A 15,435-nucleotide genomic window follows, 5' to 3' on the forward strand; every position below is an offset into this window, starting at 1 on the left:
GTTTGCTACGGTGCGCTTCCCGGCACGCAGATCAGGGAGCGAGGGCATGAAACTCAGCATCGAACGCGGCACGCTGCTCAAGGCAGTGTCACAGGCCCAGTCTGTGGTCGAACGCCGCAACACGATCCCGATCCTCGCCAACGTGCTGATCGAGGCCGAGGGCGACACGGTGCAGTTCCGCGCCACGGACCTCGACATCGAGGTGGTCGACAAGGCGCCGGCCAAGGTGGAACGGGCAGGCGCCACGACCGTATCGGCCGTGACACTGCACGAGATCGTCCGCAAGCTGCCGGATGGGGCGCTGGTGACGCTGACCGACGATGGCGCCTCGGGGCGCATGTCGGTCGAGGCGGGGCGGTCGAACTTCTCGCTGGCGACCCTGCCACGCGAGGATTTCCCGGTGATGGCCTCGTCGGAATATTCCTGCAATTTCAGCGCCGCCGCGCCGGTGCTGCGGCGGTTGTTCGACAAGTCGAAATTCGCCATCTCGACCGAGGAGACGCGCTATTACCTGAACGGCGTCTACATGCACATCGCCGATGGCGAGGGCGGCCAGATGCTGCGCTGCGTGGCCACCGATGGCCACCGGCTGGCGCGCATAGACGCGGACCTGCCCGAGGGCGCCGCCGACATGCCCGGCGTGATCGTGCCGCGCAAGACGGTGGGCGAGCTGCGCAAGCTGCTGGACGATGACGAGGCCAAGATCGCCGTCTCGGTGTCGGAGACCAAGGTGCGCTTTGCCACGCCCGATATCACCCTGACCTCGAAGGTGATCGACGGCACCTTCCCCGACTACACCCGCGTAATCCCCACCGGCAACACCCGCCGGCTGGAGGTGGACGCGAGCGAGTTCGCACAGGCCGTCGACCGGGTCGCCACCGTCAGCTCGGAACGCTCGCGCGCGGTGAAGCTGGCGCTGGACGAGGACCGGCTGATCCTGTCGGTCAACGCGCCGGACAGCGGCAATGCCGAGGAAGAGCTGGCCGTGGCCTATGGCGACGATCACCTCGAAATCGGCTTCAACGCCAAGTACTTGCTGGAGATCGCCAGCCAGGTCGACCGCGAGAATGCGGTGTTCCTGTTCAACTCCTCCGGCGACCCGACGCTGATGCGCGAGGGGAACGACACCAGCGCGGTCTATGTCGTGATGCCGATGCGGGTGTGATCGGCTTCGCCGATGCCTTCGGCGAGAGTATTTCCGGAAAGATGAAAGGGCTTGTATGCCCGGGCTCTACCTTTCCCGCCTGACCCTGTCGCACTACCGCTCGCACAAGGGGGCGGCGCTGGCGCTGGATGCGCGGCCGGTGGCGATTTACGGGCCGAACGGGGCGGGGAAGACCAATCTGCTGGAGGCGGTTTCGCTGTTCTCGCCGGGCCGGGGGTTGCGGCGGGCGGCGGCGCAGGAGATGGCGCGGCGGCCTGAAAGCCTTGGCTGGAAGGTCACCGGGCACCTGCATTCCCTGCACCAGGTTCACGAGGTCGAGATCTGGTCGGAGGAGGGCCAGCCGAGGCAGGTGAAGACCGACGGCAAGGCGGCGAGCCAGGTGGCACTGGGGCGGATTGCAAGGGTGCTGTGGCTGATCCCGTCGATGGACCGTTTGTGGATCGAGGGGGCCGAGGGGCGGCGGCGGTTTCTGGACCGGATGACGATGAGCTTCGAGCCAACTCATGCTGACGTTTCAGTGGCTTACGAGAAGGCGATGCGGGAGCGGAACCGGCTGCTGAAGGATCAGGTGCGCGACGGGCATTGGTACGTGGCCCTGGAGCGGCAGATGGCGGAGGCGGGGGTGGCCATTCACCGCAATCGGCAGATGGCGCTGGAGGAGTTGCGGGTGGCGCAGGAGGCGGCGGAGACGGCCTTTCCGACGGCGGAGCTGGAATTGACCATGTCGGAGGGGGAGATGCCGGAGACGGAGGAGGATTTCCGCGAGGCGCTGCATGAAAGCCGGTTCCGCGATCTGGCCGCCGGGCGGACGCTGGTGGGGCCGCACAGGGCTGATTTATATGGGGTTTTCGCCGCGAAGGGCGTGCCGGCGAAGGACTGTTCGACGGGGGAGCAGAAGGCGCTTCTGATCTCGCTGATCCTGGCCAACGGGCGGGCGCTGGCAAGGGAGTTCGGGGCGCCGCCGATCCTGCTTCTGGACGAGGTGGCGGCGCATCTGGATGCGGGGCGGAGGGCGGCGCTTTACGACGAGGTCTGTGCGCTCGGGGCGCAGGCGTGGATGACCGGGACGGGGGCGGAGCTGTTCGAGGAACTGGGCGACAGGGCCCAGTTGATCGAGGTGACCGAGGCGGAAAGTATCAGCCAGATAAGCACGGGAAGCATCCCATGACAGGCCGGGCAAGGGACGGGCTTCTTGCGGACATTCGCAGATGGGAAGCCCTGCTGGGGATCATCCGGGAATTCGAGACAGGCCGGGCGGACGACCCGGTAGCTGAATGCGCCCTTGGATCCGAAAAAACAGAGGGTGATCAAGAAGATACGGAAGCATTGTCGGACCATTTGGAGAGTCTCAGGCAAGCCTACTATGATTGCCTTGGTCCATTCTCCGGAAGCCATTCTCACCAGGTCGAGTACGCCAATAGACTCAAGGACTTCTACTTCGGGAAAACAGGGCGTTCCCTGCTTTCGGATTTTCCGCCTCATATACGTCTGCTCAAGGCGATGCTGCGGCGGGGTTGCATCCGGCATGAAACTGAATGCTATTTGGCCGGGGCGGGCGCCGAGCAGCTCGCCGATAACCCGGAAACCGCGGCGCTGGCGAAGAATATCCGCGTTTTGATCAATGATTTCAACGCCTCAGCCGTCGATGACAAGGACTAGACCCATGACCCCTCAACGCGTGACTCTCATCACTCTTGGCGTGGCCGATCTGGCTAGATCCAAGGCGTTCTATGGCGCTTTGGGGTGGGTGCCGGCGGAGGAGCAGGAGGGCGTGGCCTTCTACCAGATGCACGGTATGGCCTTGGGATTGTTCGGAAAAGCGGCGTTGGCGGAGGACCAGGGAAGGGGCGGAACCGAGCTTGGGACCGGGGCGGTGACGCTGGCGCATAATTTCGCGACGGAGGCGGAGGTGGATGACGCCTTCGAGGCCGCCGTGGCGGCGGGGGCCAAGGCGTTGAAACGGCCGGAAAAAGTGTTCTGGGGCGGGTATTCGGGATATTATGCCGATCCGGATGGGCATGTCTGGGAAGTGGCGATGAACCCGTTCTGGCCGCTGGCGGAGGACGGGAGTTTGACCTTGCCGGGGGCGGGGTAAACGGATCGTTGAGACGGGGGATTTCCGGACGTTTTCGCGAGATTGCCGACAATAAGGGTTAACGGCCTTGTTTTGCTGGGGTTTCGACGTCGGTATCACGTCGGTATTTCGTCGGTATCGCGTCGGTGCAGGGCACCGGGAAGCGGTTGGTTGATGTGGCGTTCGGTCGGGGGTGGCACGAGATGTGGTCTGAGGCGCAACACCGGCCCGGCCCCGGTACGGGCTTTGACATGAGTGGCGGGAGGCCGGGGCGATGACGCTGGGACTGTGGGACATGGCGCTTTATGCCGGGGCGCTGTTCATCCTGTTCATCACGCCCGGCCCGGTCTGGCTGGCGGTGCTGGCGCGGTCGCTGTCGGGCGGATCGCGGGCGGTGCTGCCGCTGGCGCTGGGCGTGGTGGTGGGGGACGTGCTGTGGTCGCTTCTGGCGGTGCTGGGGGTGTCGTGGATCGTGAGCGCCTATGGCGGCTTCATGACGGCGCTGAAGCTGGTGGCGGTGGTGACCTTTGCCGGGATGGGGGTGCTGCTGATCCGCCATGCCGGGCGCAGCATCGTGGCCGATAGCCGGCTGACCCGGCCCGGGGCGCTGGCCGGGTTCATGGCGGGGCTGGCGGCGATCCTCGGGAACCCCAAGGCGATATTGTTCTACATGGGCGTCCTGCCGGGGTTCTTCGACCTTGGCCGGGTGACGCCGGCGGATATCGCCGTGATCGCCCTTCTGTCGGCCATCGTGCCCTTCGTGGGCAACATGGGGCTGGCGCTGTTCCTGGGCCGGGTGCGGCGGCTGATGACCTCTCCGACCGCGCTCAGGCGGACGAACCAGGCGGCGGGCGCGCTGCTGATCGTCGTGGCGGTGGTGATTGCGGTGACGTAAGCGGGTTATCGGCACGGTCTTGTTGCGCGACGTCCTTTGCGGGGGAATAGTGGGGCCGGAACGGATGCCGAGGTGAGACGGATGGCGCGGCGCACGAGTGAAGAGATCAGGGCGGAGATCGACCGCTGCGACGCGTTCCTGCGGATCGCCGAGGATTTCGTGAAGGTGTTTTTTCCCGAGGAAGCGGCGTTGCGGGAAGCGTTAGTAGGTCTGCCGGACAAGGATGCCTTTGTTGCGAGATGTCTGAAGAACGGCGCCACCCTGTCGGAAGTGTTGAATGGATTCGAGCAGGCGGTGAACGATCATATGTCCGCGTTTGCCGATACGGCGCCGGATTCGGTGGCGTATGCGACCGGACTTCGCGCGTACTACCGCGAGCGGACGGGCCGGGAGTTGCTGTCGGATTTCCCTCCGCCGACAGGCAAGTTGAAGGCGATCGTGAAGCGGGGGAAGATCCGGAACGACACGGAATTCTACCTCGTGAAAGAGTGCGTCGACGGCCTGGAGGACGATCCGAAGACCGCTGCCATGGGGCGGGACTTGCGGGCGATGCTCGGTGCCTACGAGTTCGGTGGCTGAGGTCTGGCGGGCCCGGTGGGACGCTGAGCGGGGGCCGCATCCCCGAACGCCGGATTCCGGCCCGGGACCGCGCGGAAATACGCCGTGCGGACACCCACGAAAACTGCCGCCGATTGCGTGACATTCCCCCCGGAAAATCGTATAAAATCGGAAAGTTAAAAAGGATAGCTTGCATGGCAGAAGCAGTACCGGCGCGGGAAGAATATGGCGCCGATTCCATCAAGGTTCTCAAGGGGTTGGAGGCCGTGCGCAAACGGCCGGGCATGTATATCGGCGATACCGATGACGGCTCGGGTCTGCATCACATGGTCTACGAGGTCGTCGACAACGGGATCGACGAGGCGCTGGCGGGCCATGCGGATGTCGTGACGGTGACGATTCACGGCGATTCAAGCGTGTCGGTGAGCGATAACGGCCGCGGGATCCCGGTGGAGATGCACGAGGAAGAGGGCGTTTCGGCGGCCGAGGTGATCATGACCCAGCTTCATGCCGGGGGTAAGTTCGACAGCAATTCCTACAAGGTGTCGGGCGGTCTGCATGGCGTTGGTGTCTCGGTGGTGAACGCGCTGTCGGACTGGCTGGAGCTGCGCATCTGGCGGAGCGGCAAGGAGCATGTCGCCCGGTTCGAGGGCGGCGAGACGGTCGACCACCTGAAAGTGGTGGGCGAGGCCGAGGGCAAGCGCGGCACCGAGGTGCGGTTCCTGGCCTCGACCGACACGTTCTCGAACCTGGAATACAGTTTCGAGACGCTGGAGAAGCGGCTGCGCGAGCTGGCGTTTCTGAACTCCGGGGTGCGCATCCGGCTGCGGGATGAGCGGCCGGAAGAGGCGCTGGAGTCGGAGCTGAATTACGACGGCGGGGTGAAGGAGTTCGTGAAGTATCTCGACCGCCACAAGTCGCCCATGCTGCCCGAGCCGATCTTCATCATTGGCGAGCGGGACGATATCCAGGTGGAAGTGGCGATGTGGTGGAACGACAGCTATCACGAGACGGTGCTGCCCTTCACCAACAACATCCCGCAGCGGGATGGCGGCACGCACCTTGCGGGGTTCCGCGGCGCGCTGACCCGGGTGATGCAGAAATATGCGGCCGAGAGCGGGATCGCCAAGAAGGAGAAGGTGACGTTCACCGGGGACGATGCGCGCGAGGGGCTGACCTGTGTGCTGTCGGTGAAGGTGCCGGACCCGAAGTTTTCCAGCCAGACAAAAGACAAGCTGGTGAGTTCGGAGGTGCGGCCGGCGGTCGAGGGGCTGATGAACGAGAAGCTGTCGGAGTGGTTCGAGGAGAACCCCAACGAGGCACGGCAGATCGTCGGCAAGATCATGGAGGCCGCGCTGGCGCGGGAGGCGGCGCGGAAGGCGCGCGAGCTGACCCGGCGGAAGACGGCGATGGACGTGAATTACCTTGCCGGGAAGCTGAAGGACTGTTCCGAGAAGGACCCGTCGAAGACCGAGCTGTTCCTTGTCGAGGGTGACAGCGCCGGTGGGTCTGCCCAGACCGGGCGGGCGAGGGGCACGCAGGCGGTGCTGCCGCTGCGCGGCAAGATCCTGAACGTGGAGCGGGCGCGGTTCGACCGGATGCTGGGGAGCCAGGAGATCGGCAACCTGGTGATGGCGCTGGGCACGGGGATCGGGCGGGACGAGTTCGATATCTCGAAGCTGCGCTATCACAAGATCATCATCATGACCGATGCCGATGTCGACGGCGCGCATATCCGGACGCTGCTGCTCACGTTCTTCTACCGGCAGATGCCGGAGCTGATTGAGGGCGGGTATCTCTATATCGCGCAGCCGCCGCTCTACAAGGTGTCGCGAGGCAAGTCGGAAGTGTATCTCAAGGACGTGCCGGCGCTGGAGGATTACCTGATCCAGCAGGGGACGGAGGACGCGGTGCTGCGGCTTGGCTCGGGCGAGGAGATCGTCGGGCAGGACCTTGTGCGGGTGGTCGAGGAGGCGCGGCAGGCGAAGCGCATCCTCGAGACCTTCCCGACGCATTACCCGCGGCATATCCTTGAACAGGCGGCGATTGCCGAGGCGTTCCTGCCCGGGCGGGCGGATGCGGACCTGCAGGCGGTGGCCGACGCGGTGGCGAAGCGGCTGGACCTGATCGCGGTGGAATACGAGCGCGGCTGGCAAGGGCGGCAAACGCAGGACCACGGCATTCGGCTGACGCGGATGGTGCGCGGTGTCGAGGAGGTGCGGACGCTGGACGGGCCGGTGCTGCGCTCGGGCGAGGCGAAGCGGCTGGCGCAGCTCACGCAGGCGCTGCGGGAGGTGTATACGCAGCCCGCGAAGCTCTACCGCAAGGAGCGGGGGCAGGGGATCTATGGCCCGCTGGACCTGCTGGACGCGATCCTGAAGGAAGGCGAGAAGGGGCTGGCGCTGCAGCGGTACAAGGGTCTGGGCGAGATGAACCCGGACCAGCTGTGGGAGACGACGCTGGACCCCGAGGCGCGGACGCTGTTGCAGGTGAAGATCGACGACGTGGCCGAGGCCGACGACCTGTTCACCAAGCTGATGGGCGACGTGGTGGAGCCGCGGCGGGAGTTCATCCAGCAGAACGCGCTGAACGTCGAGAACCTGGATTTCTGAGGCGGTGTAGGGAAGCAGACATTTTTTCGCGGCGCGCATATTTTTTCGCGTCACAGGGGCACGGATGCCGGAAAAATTGCCCTGTTCTTAGAGGCTTAGTGTAGAGCCCGTGAGAGCGGAGGAGGCGAGCCTTGGTCGATTGCCACTTCCATTGGGCCACGACGACAGCTTCCCTCTCAACACTTGTTGAGCCTCGCTATGTCGCATTGCCCATTAATGATCTGCCAGCGGGCTGAGTCGCGCTCTGTCAGCATGTCATGCGCTCTTCGTTAGCTTGGCTTTGCCATCGCAGTGTGGGAAACGCACACAGCCGAGAAATGCTCCATAGCGGCCGCGCCGTTCGACAAGCCATCCTGCTTCGCAACTGGGGCAAACTTGCTGGGTTTCCCCGCAATCAGTGCAAACCAGGTCTTCACTGGTGCGAGATCGGACCGGAAGGCCGACACCGCATGCCGGGCAAGCCGGCATGCGACTGCCGCAGAGCTTCACGTGCTCGCAGCGATACCAGTCGCGACCGTCCTTTCCAGCCATGTGCAGCAGACGCCCACCGCATTCCGGGCAAGTGTAAGTGTGCTTCTGTGCCTCCAGGGGCATGACCACGCCGAAATCGGGCTCTTTCATCAGTTCCTCAACGAAGACGGAGGGGCGTGCCTCGGACGCAAGGATAGTCACGGTTCGTCGGGCCCGGGTCACGGCTACATACATAACGCGCCGCTCTTCGGCATTCGGATAGGGCTCGGCCTCGGGCGATACCAGGCTGAGCAGGGGATCGTCGACGATCATCGAAGGGAAGCCCATCTTGGCGTTGTCGGCGCCAAGGATGATCACATGATCAGCCTCGAGGCCCTTGGATGCATGAATGGTCTTGAAGGTGATCGTCGCCCCGGGGTTCTGACGCTGGAGCCGCGCCACATCGGGCCGCAGGAAACGATAACGCCCGAGGATGAGGATGGACGGCTTCCCACCACCCTTTCCGTGTGTAGCGGCGAGCCCAGCCACCGTGTCGTTCAAGGTCCTCTCCCCGGTGTCGCGGCGCGTCCAGGCGATCCTGATCGAAGGCTCGTCCGTCTCACCCGCCGGGATCACAGTCTTGGTGATCTGAGCTGGGTTACGGAGAACGAAGCGACGGGCGGCCAAAGCGATCTTGTCCACCGATCGAAAGGTCCGGCCGAGGTCGACGGTGCGATGGACACCAGTGGCTCCTGCATAGGTCCCACCGAATTCCGCGCCGAAGTTGCGCATGATGTGGATGTCCGACCCGGCGAAGCGGTAGATCGACTGCCAGTCATCGCCCACTGCAAACACTTTAGCATCGGAATGCTGGCGCTTGAGGGCCTGGATCAACTTCGCCCGTCCGGTCGAGATATCCTGGAACTCGTCGACGAGGATATGCCGGAACGGGCTCCGGTAGCGTCCGCTTTCGACGAGGGAAGTAGCGCGGTTCACCATGTCTTCGAAGTCAATTCGGTCGCCCAGGCGCGCCTGATACTCCCGGAATACGGCTCCGAAGATCTTGAGAAAGGCCTCGGCGCGCTTGCCCATCTTCAGCGTCTGCGCCTTGTCCGAACAGTCCTCGACCTGGTAGCCGCCGTTCTTGAAGTGACGCAGGAAAGTGCCCATTAGCGAGGTAAAGCTGTCGACCACGCCGACCTCGGCCACACGGTCGTAGATCTCGATGTCCGGGATCGGCCGCAGCGTGACGTGGGGTTTGAGCTTTTCGGCCAGCGCCTCGAGCAAACGGCCTTCTTCGCGCTCCCAGCTGTAGGTCTCGACCAGAACCGTTTTGTGCTGGGCATGGACCTGCCGTTTCCAGTCCATGCCCTCCAGGTATTCATTGCGATCAATGTAAGGAGCTGTCGTCAGCTCCTCCTTGCCGTCTCTGCCGCGTTTCTTGCGCACGCCGAAATGCTCGATGTAGACGCCACTCTCGGTCAGTTGGAAATCGGGCGTGTAGGTGCGGCGCCCTGTGTTCTGAAGCTTGTGCTCGTAGCTCGGCTCGTATTCGTAGGCGATACCGTTCCGAAACAGCCAGTTAGCGATCAGCAACTCTTCGAAGCTGTTCACTGTCTCGCCTTGCAGCGTCCGCAGGTTGCGGCTTTCGATCTGCGCATACCATTCGTGCTTGGTCTTGAAGTCCCACTCTGTCGGGAAGTCGTCGAAGAAACCGGCGAACCATCCGATCACGGTCTGCGCGATGTCACTGGCGGTCGCCACGATGTGCCGAAGGATCTCCTTCATGAGGGATAGGAAGGCCTTATCGTCCGTCGCGGTCGGCGCCAAGGGGGGCTTCTCTCCCTCCACCTCGCCGATGATCTCGTAGGCCAATGCGTGGAAGGTGCGCGCCGCCACGGGGACCCCGCACCGCGCCTCGATGCGCTCGGACATCTCGGTCGCCGCATCTTTGGCGAAGGCCAGGAGCAGGAGCTCGCTTGGCTGCCGTATCTCCGCCTTCACCAGGTATGCCGCCTTGGCTGTGATGACGCTGGTCTTGCCGGACCCCGCGCCGGCCAGAACCAACGTCGCGTCCTCGTCGACGACCACCGACAGGCGCTGTTCCGGTGTCAGTGGCATGGACTCGACCGTGTCGAAGAAATCCTTCCATCGAACCAGCTGAGCTTCCACGAACGCCTCGATGGACGCGTCCCGGACGGTGTTCGGATCGGATGCGAAGGCCGTGATCGGGGCGATCCGGGACATCACCTCGTCGCCAACGGCTTGCGCGTTCAACTTGGACAGCACGCGGCTGTTCAGATCGGCAGCGTCGCGCGCCAGCGGCGCTACGTGGCATGCGGCAGGATAGACATCCGGCACCCTGAGCGCATCGAGCGCATGCAGGATACGCCGGACCGCGGCGTCCTCCTTTTCCAGCTCCGCCCGATTGAAATTCGACCAAGCGGTCGTAGCCGCCTCTGCGAAGGTTCTGGCCGCAGATGGCTCCACCGCTGGCAAGGTCAGGTTTCGGCCCCCGCCAAGATCGAGCGATAGCGACGACGAAAGAAGGCCCTTCCTCACCGATGGGCGCGTCGCGATAGCTTCAAGCCCTATCCAAGGTGAACCAGCACCGCGTGCCGAAATACCCTTTTCTTGCAGGGTCAGGGATCTTGGATGTCGGCCGAGAGGGTCAATCAGGAACCCCAGGAAGGATTTTGAGGCGAGGTTCATGAGCACCAAATTACCAGTCTTTCCCGAATTGTAGCAGATATCGGGCAGCGGGGACCATGTGGCACGTATTTCAGGCGCTAATCCGCGCCCCTTTTAGTGTTTCTTGGACGATGCGGCTGCCAGAGGCACGCAGCTAAGGGCGGATTCTGTGGAAAAACGCCCGTTCGCTACCGCAGAATTCCGGTGCTTGAGAAGTTCGCGTGCGCCTTGCTTGTCAGGCTTTACGCGGTTTCTGCGGTGCGGAAGGATCTTCGCCAACTTCCGGAGGTTCTGGGCGGTAGCGGCGAGGAGAAATTCGTCGTTTGCGCCGCATGGGCCACGTAACCGAAGCCGGCCGAGGCCAAGAATGCGCTTGAGGTGCGCGAACAGCATTTCGACCTTCTTCCGAAGCTTCATCGAGACCTCATATTGCTTGGTTGTGGCGATGTCGCGGGCGACCTGGCGAGCGTTTTCGTGTTCTTCGCGGGTGATGGAGCGAAAGTCCATGTTCGGACAGCAGCGCGTTTTCGATGGACAGGCCTGGCAGACGTTCTTGAGACCGCGATACTTGGCGACGCCCTTTCCGGTCGGCCTCCTGTTCGGGTCAGAGTAGTTCCGGCGGAACTGCTTCAGCTCCTGGTGTTCCGGGCAGATGTATCGGTTGTTGTCCGCGTCCCACTCGAAGTCCGCCCGGGTCCAGGTGCCGTCGCTGCGGCCTGACTTGTCGAAGACCGGGATGTGCGGGGCGATCTTGCGGTCGACCAGCCAGCCCAGCATCGGTCCGGTGCCGTAGGCGGTGTCGGCTATCACGCGCTCGGGATGCAGGCCGAACCTGGCCTTCACTCGATCCAGCATGGTCTTGGTCGACCCGACTTCGGCCTGCCGGATCGACCGCGTCGCCTCGACATCGACGATGACGCCATGGTCTGTGTCGATCAGGTAGTTGTCGGAATAGCTGAAGAATGCCGGCCCCTTGCGCGCCGCGGTCCACTGGCTGGCCGGATCGGAATGCGACGTGAACTTGGGCTGGACCTCACTGGCGGCACCGAACGCGGCCTCGTCCAGAGTGTCGAGATACTCGCGGACCGCGCGGGGCGCATCGGCTGGATCAATCTGCGAGACGTCCCAGTCCTCCTTTGGCGTCGAGTTCTGCTTGTTGGCATCTGCCGCGATCAGGCTGGCATCTACCGCCATGCGCTGACCGCTCACGAGCCCTTCCTCGATGCAGCGCGCGACGGTCGTCTCAAACAGGTGGCGTAGAAGCTCGCTGTCGCGGAAGCGGCCATGGCGGTTCTTGGAAAAGGTAGAGTGATCCGGGATCCGATCAGCCAGGTCGAGCCGGCAAAACCAGCGATACGCGAGGTTCAGATGCACCTCCTCGCAGAGCCGTCGCTCCGACCGAATGCCGAAGCAATAACCGACCAGCAGCATACGGATCAGCAGTTCGGGATCGACGGAGGGACGGCCCGTGTGGCTGTAGAAATCCGCAAGATGGGCACGAATGCTGCTCAGGTCGACGAACCGGTCGATGGATCGAAGCAAGTGGTCACGCGGGATGTGATCCTCAAGCGAGAACTCGTAGAACAGCGCCGGTTGCGCCTCCTGCCTTGGTCCCATCATCGCTACCCCTCCCGCCCGCTGGCAGAATTGAATCAGCAGGATGACCCTCGATCAAGCGCGAGTTTTTCAACAGAATACGCCCTTTGTTGCGTGCTATCGCCGATGGAGAAGCTACATGAATCGCTTCAACGGGGTATTGAACTTGAGACTCCGTTGACAACGCCCCCAATTCTCATCTTCTACATCGGATTTCTGGTGCTGCGTGTGATTGCAGCAGAGCTTCGGCAATGAAGCGAAAAAATATGGGCGTGGAAGCCGAAATAATTTGCGCATAAAGCGGCGCCAAGATGCTGATTTTTTACACGTGCGCGCGAAAAATACGCGCACGCCTACAGGCGTTGGCCGGGGCCGTCAGCCCTGGCCGGATGCCCCGCGGGGGCCGGTCTCTGCCGCCATGGTTCGCAGGATGTCGCCCAGCCGGCGCACGCCGGGGCTGGCGCCGACGGCATCGCGGAACACGAGGAAAAGTTCGGCCGAGCGGCGGGCCCGTTCGGCCAGCGGCAGTTCCTTCAGCGTGCCGGCGGCGAGGTCTTCGCCGATCAGGGTTTCAGCGTACCAGCTGAAGCCGACGCCGCGGCGTGCGGCCTCGAGCGATGTCGAGGTCTGGGAGAAGATGATCCGGTTCTGCGAGACCTGCCATGCGCCGTGCTCGACCCGGCGCACGCCGCTGTCGCGGATGATCAGGTGGTGATGGTCCCGCAGGTCGTTCAGCGAGACATGATCGAGCGCGTGGAGCGGGTGGGTCGGGGCGGCGACGGGGAGGAACTGGACGCGCAGGATCGGCTCGCCCAGGAACCCGTCGGGCACGTCGGGGGCGATGGCGAGGTCGACCTGGCCCTGTGCGAGCAGTTGCGAGGAGCCGGCGACGACGGTTTCGTAGATCTCGAGGCGGGTGGTCGGCCGCTCGGCGGCAAAGCGCCCGATCGCGTCGAGGAGCAGGGCCGGGGGGAACATGATGTCGATGGCGAGGCGCAGTTCCGCCTCGTGTCCCACGGCCATCTCGGCGGCGGCTTTCTCGATGCGTCCGGCCTCGGCCAACAGGTGGCGGGCGCGCTGGTAGAGGGCTTTCCCCTCGGGCGTGAGGACGGCCTTGCGCCCCGCCATGCGGAAGAGGGTGACGCCGGTTCGTTCTTCGATCTGGTTCACGGCATAGCTGACGGAGGACTGGCTTTTGCCGAGCACATCGGCGGCCAGCGCGTAGGTGCCGGCGTCGACGATGGCCACGAGCGCGCGCCATTGTTCCAGCGAGATCACATTCATCTAATCATCCGATGATAAACCGCGAATCTTTGCGCTATTCTATCTGTTGAGGAAATGTATTCTGCCCCCGATCCCGAAGAAAGGGCCCGTGAGCATGACAACACCCATCGCAGGCTAGGACAGCGCGGCCAGAGCGCGCCGTCGCCCCGTATCCCGAAAACCCAACACCACACCAACGCATCGGACACATGTCGCGATGCGGCTGACCCCGCTCGTTGCGAGCGGTCCGGATCAAAGGAGAGACCCATGTCGGACGCCCCCCTTCATCTTGCCATCCTCGTCGGGAGCAGCCGCGAAGGCCGGCTTGCGCCGGTGGTTGCCCGGTGGTTCATCGAGCATGTCCGGGCGACCGCCGATGTCACGGTGGATGTCATCGACGTGGCAGAGCTTGCCCTGCCGGCGGCGATACCGGAGGTGCCGACCACCGAGATCGTGGCGCATTGCGAGCGGCTGGCGGCGGCGGACGGCTTTGTCATGGTGGTGCCGGAGTACAACCACAGCTTTCCCGCCGCTCTCAAGCACGCCATCGATTTCGCCCATGGTGAATGGCAGGCGAAGCCCGTGGGCTTCGTGTCTTACGGCGGGTTCGCGGCCGGGCTGCGCGCGGTCGAGCACCTGCGCGGGGTCATGGCGGAACTGCACGCCGTGACCATGCGGGACACGGTGAGTTTCCAGAACGCGTGGGACGCGTTCGACGCGGAGGGACAGCCCATCAACCCAAGCGGCTGCGCGTCGGCCGCGGCGGTGATGCTGCACCAGTTGACATGGTGGGCAAGGGCGCTGCGCAGAGCGCGGGGCGCCGAGGCCTATACGGCCGCGCCGGACTCGCAGCGGCTTGTGGGCGCTGCCTGATGCGGGGTCGGGCGATTCCGCAGGCAATACTTCAATCTGAACGGAGACGATCATCATGACCGTGGTGGACAAAATCGAGAGCGGCCGGGTCGGCGGGGCCGGGTGGCCCACCGTATTCGTCATCGCCGGGGCCGGGACGGTTTCGGCCTTCCAGGTGGGAAAGGCGCCCATGGCGCTGAGCGTCATTCAGGGCGATCTGGGGGTCAGCCTTGCCGTGGTCTCGTGGCTCATTTCGGCCTTCGCCATCGTGGGGGCCGGGTTCGGCGCCCCGATCGGGCTGGTGGTGGACCGGATCGGTGCCAAGCGCATGGTGATCGGCGGGCTTCTGTGCCAGGCGCTCGGCTCCGGGCTGGGCGGTGTGGCGGAGAGTGTCGGGCCGCTGATCCTATCGCGCGTGATCGAGGGGCTGGGCTTTGTCTCGGTCCTGGTGGCGGCGCCGACGATCATCCTTGCGACCGTGTCGCCAGGGCTGAGGGACCGGGCGATCGCGGTCTGGGCGACGGTCATGCCCGTGGGCATGACGGTGGTGATGCTGGCCTCGCCCCTGTTCACCTACCTGGAGTGGCGCGGGTTCTGGATGCTGAACGCGGCGATCCTGTTCGGTTACGGGCTGTTCTTCGCGGCCTGGGTGCCCGCAGGCGGGGCGGCGAAACAGGCCGACCGCATCGGCGCGCAGTTGGCGCATGTCATCGCGGCGCCGGGGCCCTGGGTTCTGGCTGCGCTGTTCGCGGCCTTCTCCGCCGCCTTCTTTGCCATCTTCGGGTTCCTACCGGCGATCCTTACCGGTGAGTTCGGCCTGAGCCAGACGCTGGCGAGCACGGTGGCCGCGATCGCGGTGGCGGCGAGCGGGATGGGGAACCTTGCCGCCGGTGCGCTGCTTTCTGCGGGGCGGCGCCCGGTTCAGGTGCTGACGGCGGGGTTCGTGGCGATGACGGTCTTCGGGTTCGGAGTTCTGGGTGCGGGTTTCGCCTGGCCCGTCGTGGCCGGGATCGCGGTGCTCTTCTCATTCATGGCGGGGCTGGTTCCGGTCGTGCTCATGGGCAGCGTGCAGGAGCTTGCGCCGCGGCTCGACCTTGTCGGCGCGACGATGGGGTTTGCCATCCAGGGCAACAATGCGGGGATGCTGGCCGGGCCGGTCACCGCCGGGGCGCTGGCAGCGAGCTTTGGCTGGGGCAGCGTTGCGGTGGCCATGGCTGTCGTGCTGGTGGCCGCCATCCTGCTTGGCCGGGCAGGGCCGGGGGCGCGTGGGTAACGGTTT

Annotated in this window: 11 protein-coding genes and 1 pseudogene; 9 read left to right on the forward strand and 3 right to left on the reverse strand. The window is 64.3% G+C overall.

Going from position 1 to position 15,435, the window contains the following annotated elements; translation table 11 throughout:
- The first annotated feature begins 46 nt into the window (after positions 1 to 46).
- The 7 genes from dnaN to gyrB all read left to right on the forward strand — a co-directional run bounded on the left by dnaN (position 47) and on the right by gyrB (position 7,304).
- On the forward strand, positions 47 to 1,165 hold the full coding sequence (gene dnaN / locus RLN94_RS10475; protein WP_350128989.1) for a DNA polymerase III subunit beta: 1,119 nt from the start codon (positions 47 to 49) through the stop codon (positions 1,163 to 1,165).
- Between the two features lie 55 nt (positions 1,166 to 1,220).
- Positions 1,221 to 2,333 (forward strand): DNA replication/repair protein RecF, encoded by a 1,113-nt coding sequence (gene recF / locus RLN94_RS10480; RefSeq protein WP_350128986.1) that lies wholly within the window; start codon positions 1,221 to 1,223, stop codon positions 2,331 to 2,333.
- Complete coding sequence (locus tag RLN94_RS10485) at positions 2,330 to 2,824, forward strand: hypothetical protein (protein ID WP_350128983.1); 495 nt, start codon at positions 2,330 to 2,332, stop codon at positions 2,822 to 2,824. Before recF ends, RLN94_RS10485 begins: the two co-directional genes overlap by 4 nt.
- 4 nt (positions 2,825 to 2,828) lie before the next feature.
- Complete coding sequence (locus tag RLN94_RS10490) at positions 2,829 to 3,260, forward strand: VOC family protein (protein WP_350128980.1); 432 nt, start codon at positions 2,829 to 2,831, stop codon at positions 3,258 to 3,260.
- 253 nt (positions 3,261 to 3,513) lie between these two features.
- A complete protein-coding gene (locus tag RLN94_RS10495; protein ID WP_350128977.1) occupies positions 3,514 to 4,134 on the forward strand; it encodes a LysE family translocator in 621 nt (206 codons plus the stop codon).
- 81 nt (positions 4,135 to 4,215) lie between these two features.
- A complete protein-coding gene (locus tag RLN94_RS10500; RefSeq protein ID WP_350128974.1) occupies positions 4,216 to 4,713 on the forward strand; it encodes a hypothetical protein in 498 nt (165 codons plus the stop codon).
- Positions 4,714 to 4,886: 173 nt separating this feature from the next.
- Positions 4,887 to 7,304, forward strand: a complete 2,418-nt coding sequence (gene gyrB / locus RLN94_RS10505) for a DNA topoisomerase (ATP-hydrolyzing) subunit B (protein ID WP_350128971.1) — start codon at positions 4,887 to 4,889, stop codon at positions 7,302 to 7,304.
- 255 nt (positions 7,305 to 7,559) lie between these two features.
- On the opposite strand, the gene RLN94_RS10510 is transcribed toward gyrB, so the two are convergent.
- The 3 genes and pseudogenes from RLN94_RS10510 to RLN94_RS10520 form a co-directional block, all read right to left on the reverse strand.
- On the reverse strand, positions 7,560 to 10,466 hold the full coding sequence (locus RLN94_RS10510; protein WP_350128968.1) for a UvrD-helicase domain-containing protein: 2,907 nt from the start codon (positions 10,464 to 10,466) through the stop codon (positions 7,560 to 7,562).
- 214 nt (positions 10,467 to 10,680) lie between these two features.
- Positions 10,681 to 12,065, reverse strand: a pseudogene (locus RLN94_RS10515) (transposase).
- Between the two features lie 351 nt (positions 12,066 to 12,416).
- Positions 12,417 to 13,325 (reverse strand): LysR family transcriptional regulator, encoded by a 909-nt coding sequence (locus RLN94_RS10520; protein WP_350128965.1) that lies wholly within the window; start codon positions 13,323 to 13,325, stop codon positions 12,417 to 12,419.
- Positions 13,326 to 13,571: 246 nt separating this feature from the next.
- Between RLN94_RS10520 and RLN94_RS10525 the strand changes: the two genes are divergently transcribed.
- Together RLN94_RS10525 and RLN94_RS10530 are read left to right on the forward strand one after the other, a co-directional pair.
- The gene (locus RLN94_RS10525; protein ID WP_350128962.1) at positions 13,572 to 14,177 is read left to right on the forward strand and encodes an NADPH-dependent FMN reductase; all 606 of its coding nucleotides are present in this window, start codon (positions 13,572 to 13,574) and stop codon (positions 14,175 to 14,177) included.
- A gap of 55 nt (positions 14,178 to 14,232) precedes the next feature.
- Complete coding sequence (locus RLN94_RS10530; protein WP_350128959.1) at positions 14,233 to 15,429, forward strand: MFS transporter; 1,197 nt, start codon at positions 14,233 to 14,235, stop codon at positions 15,427 to 15,429.
- Positions 15,430 to 15,435: the final 6 nt, after the last annotated feature.

The sequence above is a fragment of the Roseovarius sp. genome, assembly GCF_040223625.1.
In the GTDB taxonomy this organism is placed as follows: domain Bacteria; phylum Pseudomonadota; class Alphaproteobacteria; order Rhodobacterales; family Rhodobacteraceae; genus Roseovarius.

Coding starts and splice junctions, on each gene's coding strand:
- RLN94_RS10510 (WP_350128968.1), bottom strand. CDS start 10,466: ATGAACCTCGCCTCAAAATCCTTCCTGGGGTTCCTGATTGACCCTCTC.
- RLN94_RS10530 (WP_350128959.1), top strand. CDS start 14,233: ATGACCGTGGTGGACAAAATCGAGAGCGGCCGGGTCGGCGGGGCCGGG.
- RLN94_RS10485 (WP_350128983.1), top strand. CDS start 2,330: ATGACAGGCCGGGCAAGGGACGGGCTTCTTGCGGACATTCGCAGATGG.
- dnaN (WP_350128989.1), top strand. CDS start 47: ATGAAACTCAGCATCGAACGCGGCACGCTGCTCAAGGCAGTGTCACAG.
- RLN94_RS10520 (WP_350128965.1), bottom strand. CDS start 13,325: ATGAATGTGATCTCGCTGGAACAATGGCGCGCGCTCGTGGCCATCGTC.
- RLN94_RS10500 (WP_350128974.1), top strand. CDS start 4,216: ATGGCGCGGCGCACGAGTGAAGAGATCAGGGCGGAGATCGACCGCTGC.
- RLN94_RS10525 (WP_350128962.1), top strand. CDS start 13,572: ATGTCGGACGCCCCCCTTCATCTTGCCATCCTCGTCGGGAGCAGCCGC.
- RLN94_RS10495 (WP_350128977.1), top strand. CDS start 3,514: ATGACGCTGGGACTGTGGGACATGGCGCTTTATGCCGGGGCGCTGTTC.
- RLN94_RS10490 (WP_350128980.1), top strand. CDS start 2,829: ATGACCCCTCAACGCGTGACTCTCATCACTCTTGGCGTGGCCGATCTG.
- recF (WP_350128986.1), top strand. CDS start 1,221: ATGCCCGGGCTCTACCTTTCCCGCCTGACCCTGTCGCACTACCGCTCG.
- gyrB (WP_350128971.1), top strand. CDS start 4,887: ATGGCAGAAGCAGTACCGGCGCGGGAAGAATATGGCGCCGATTCCATC.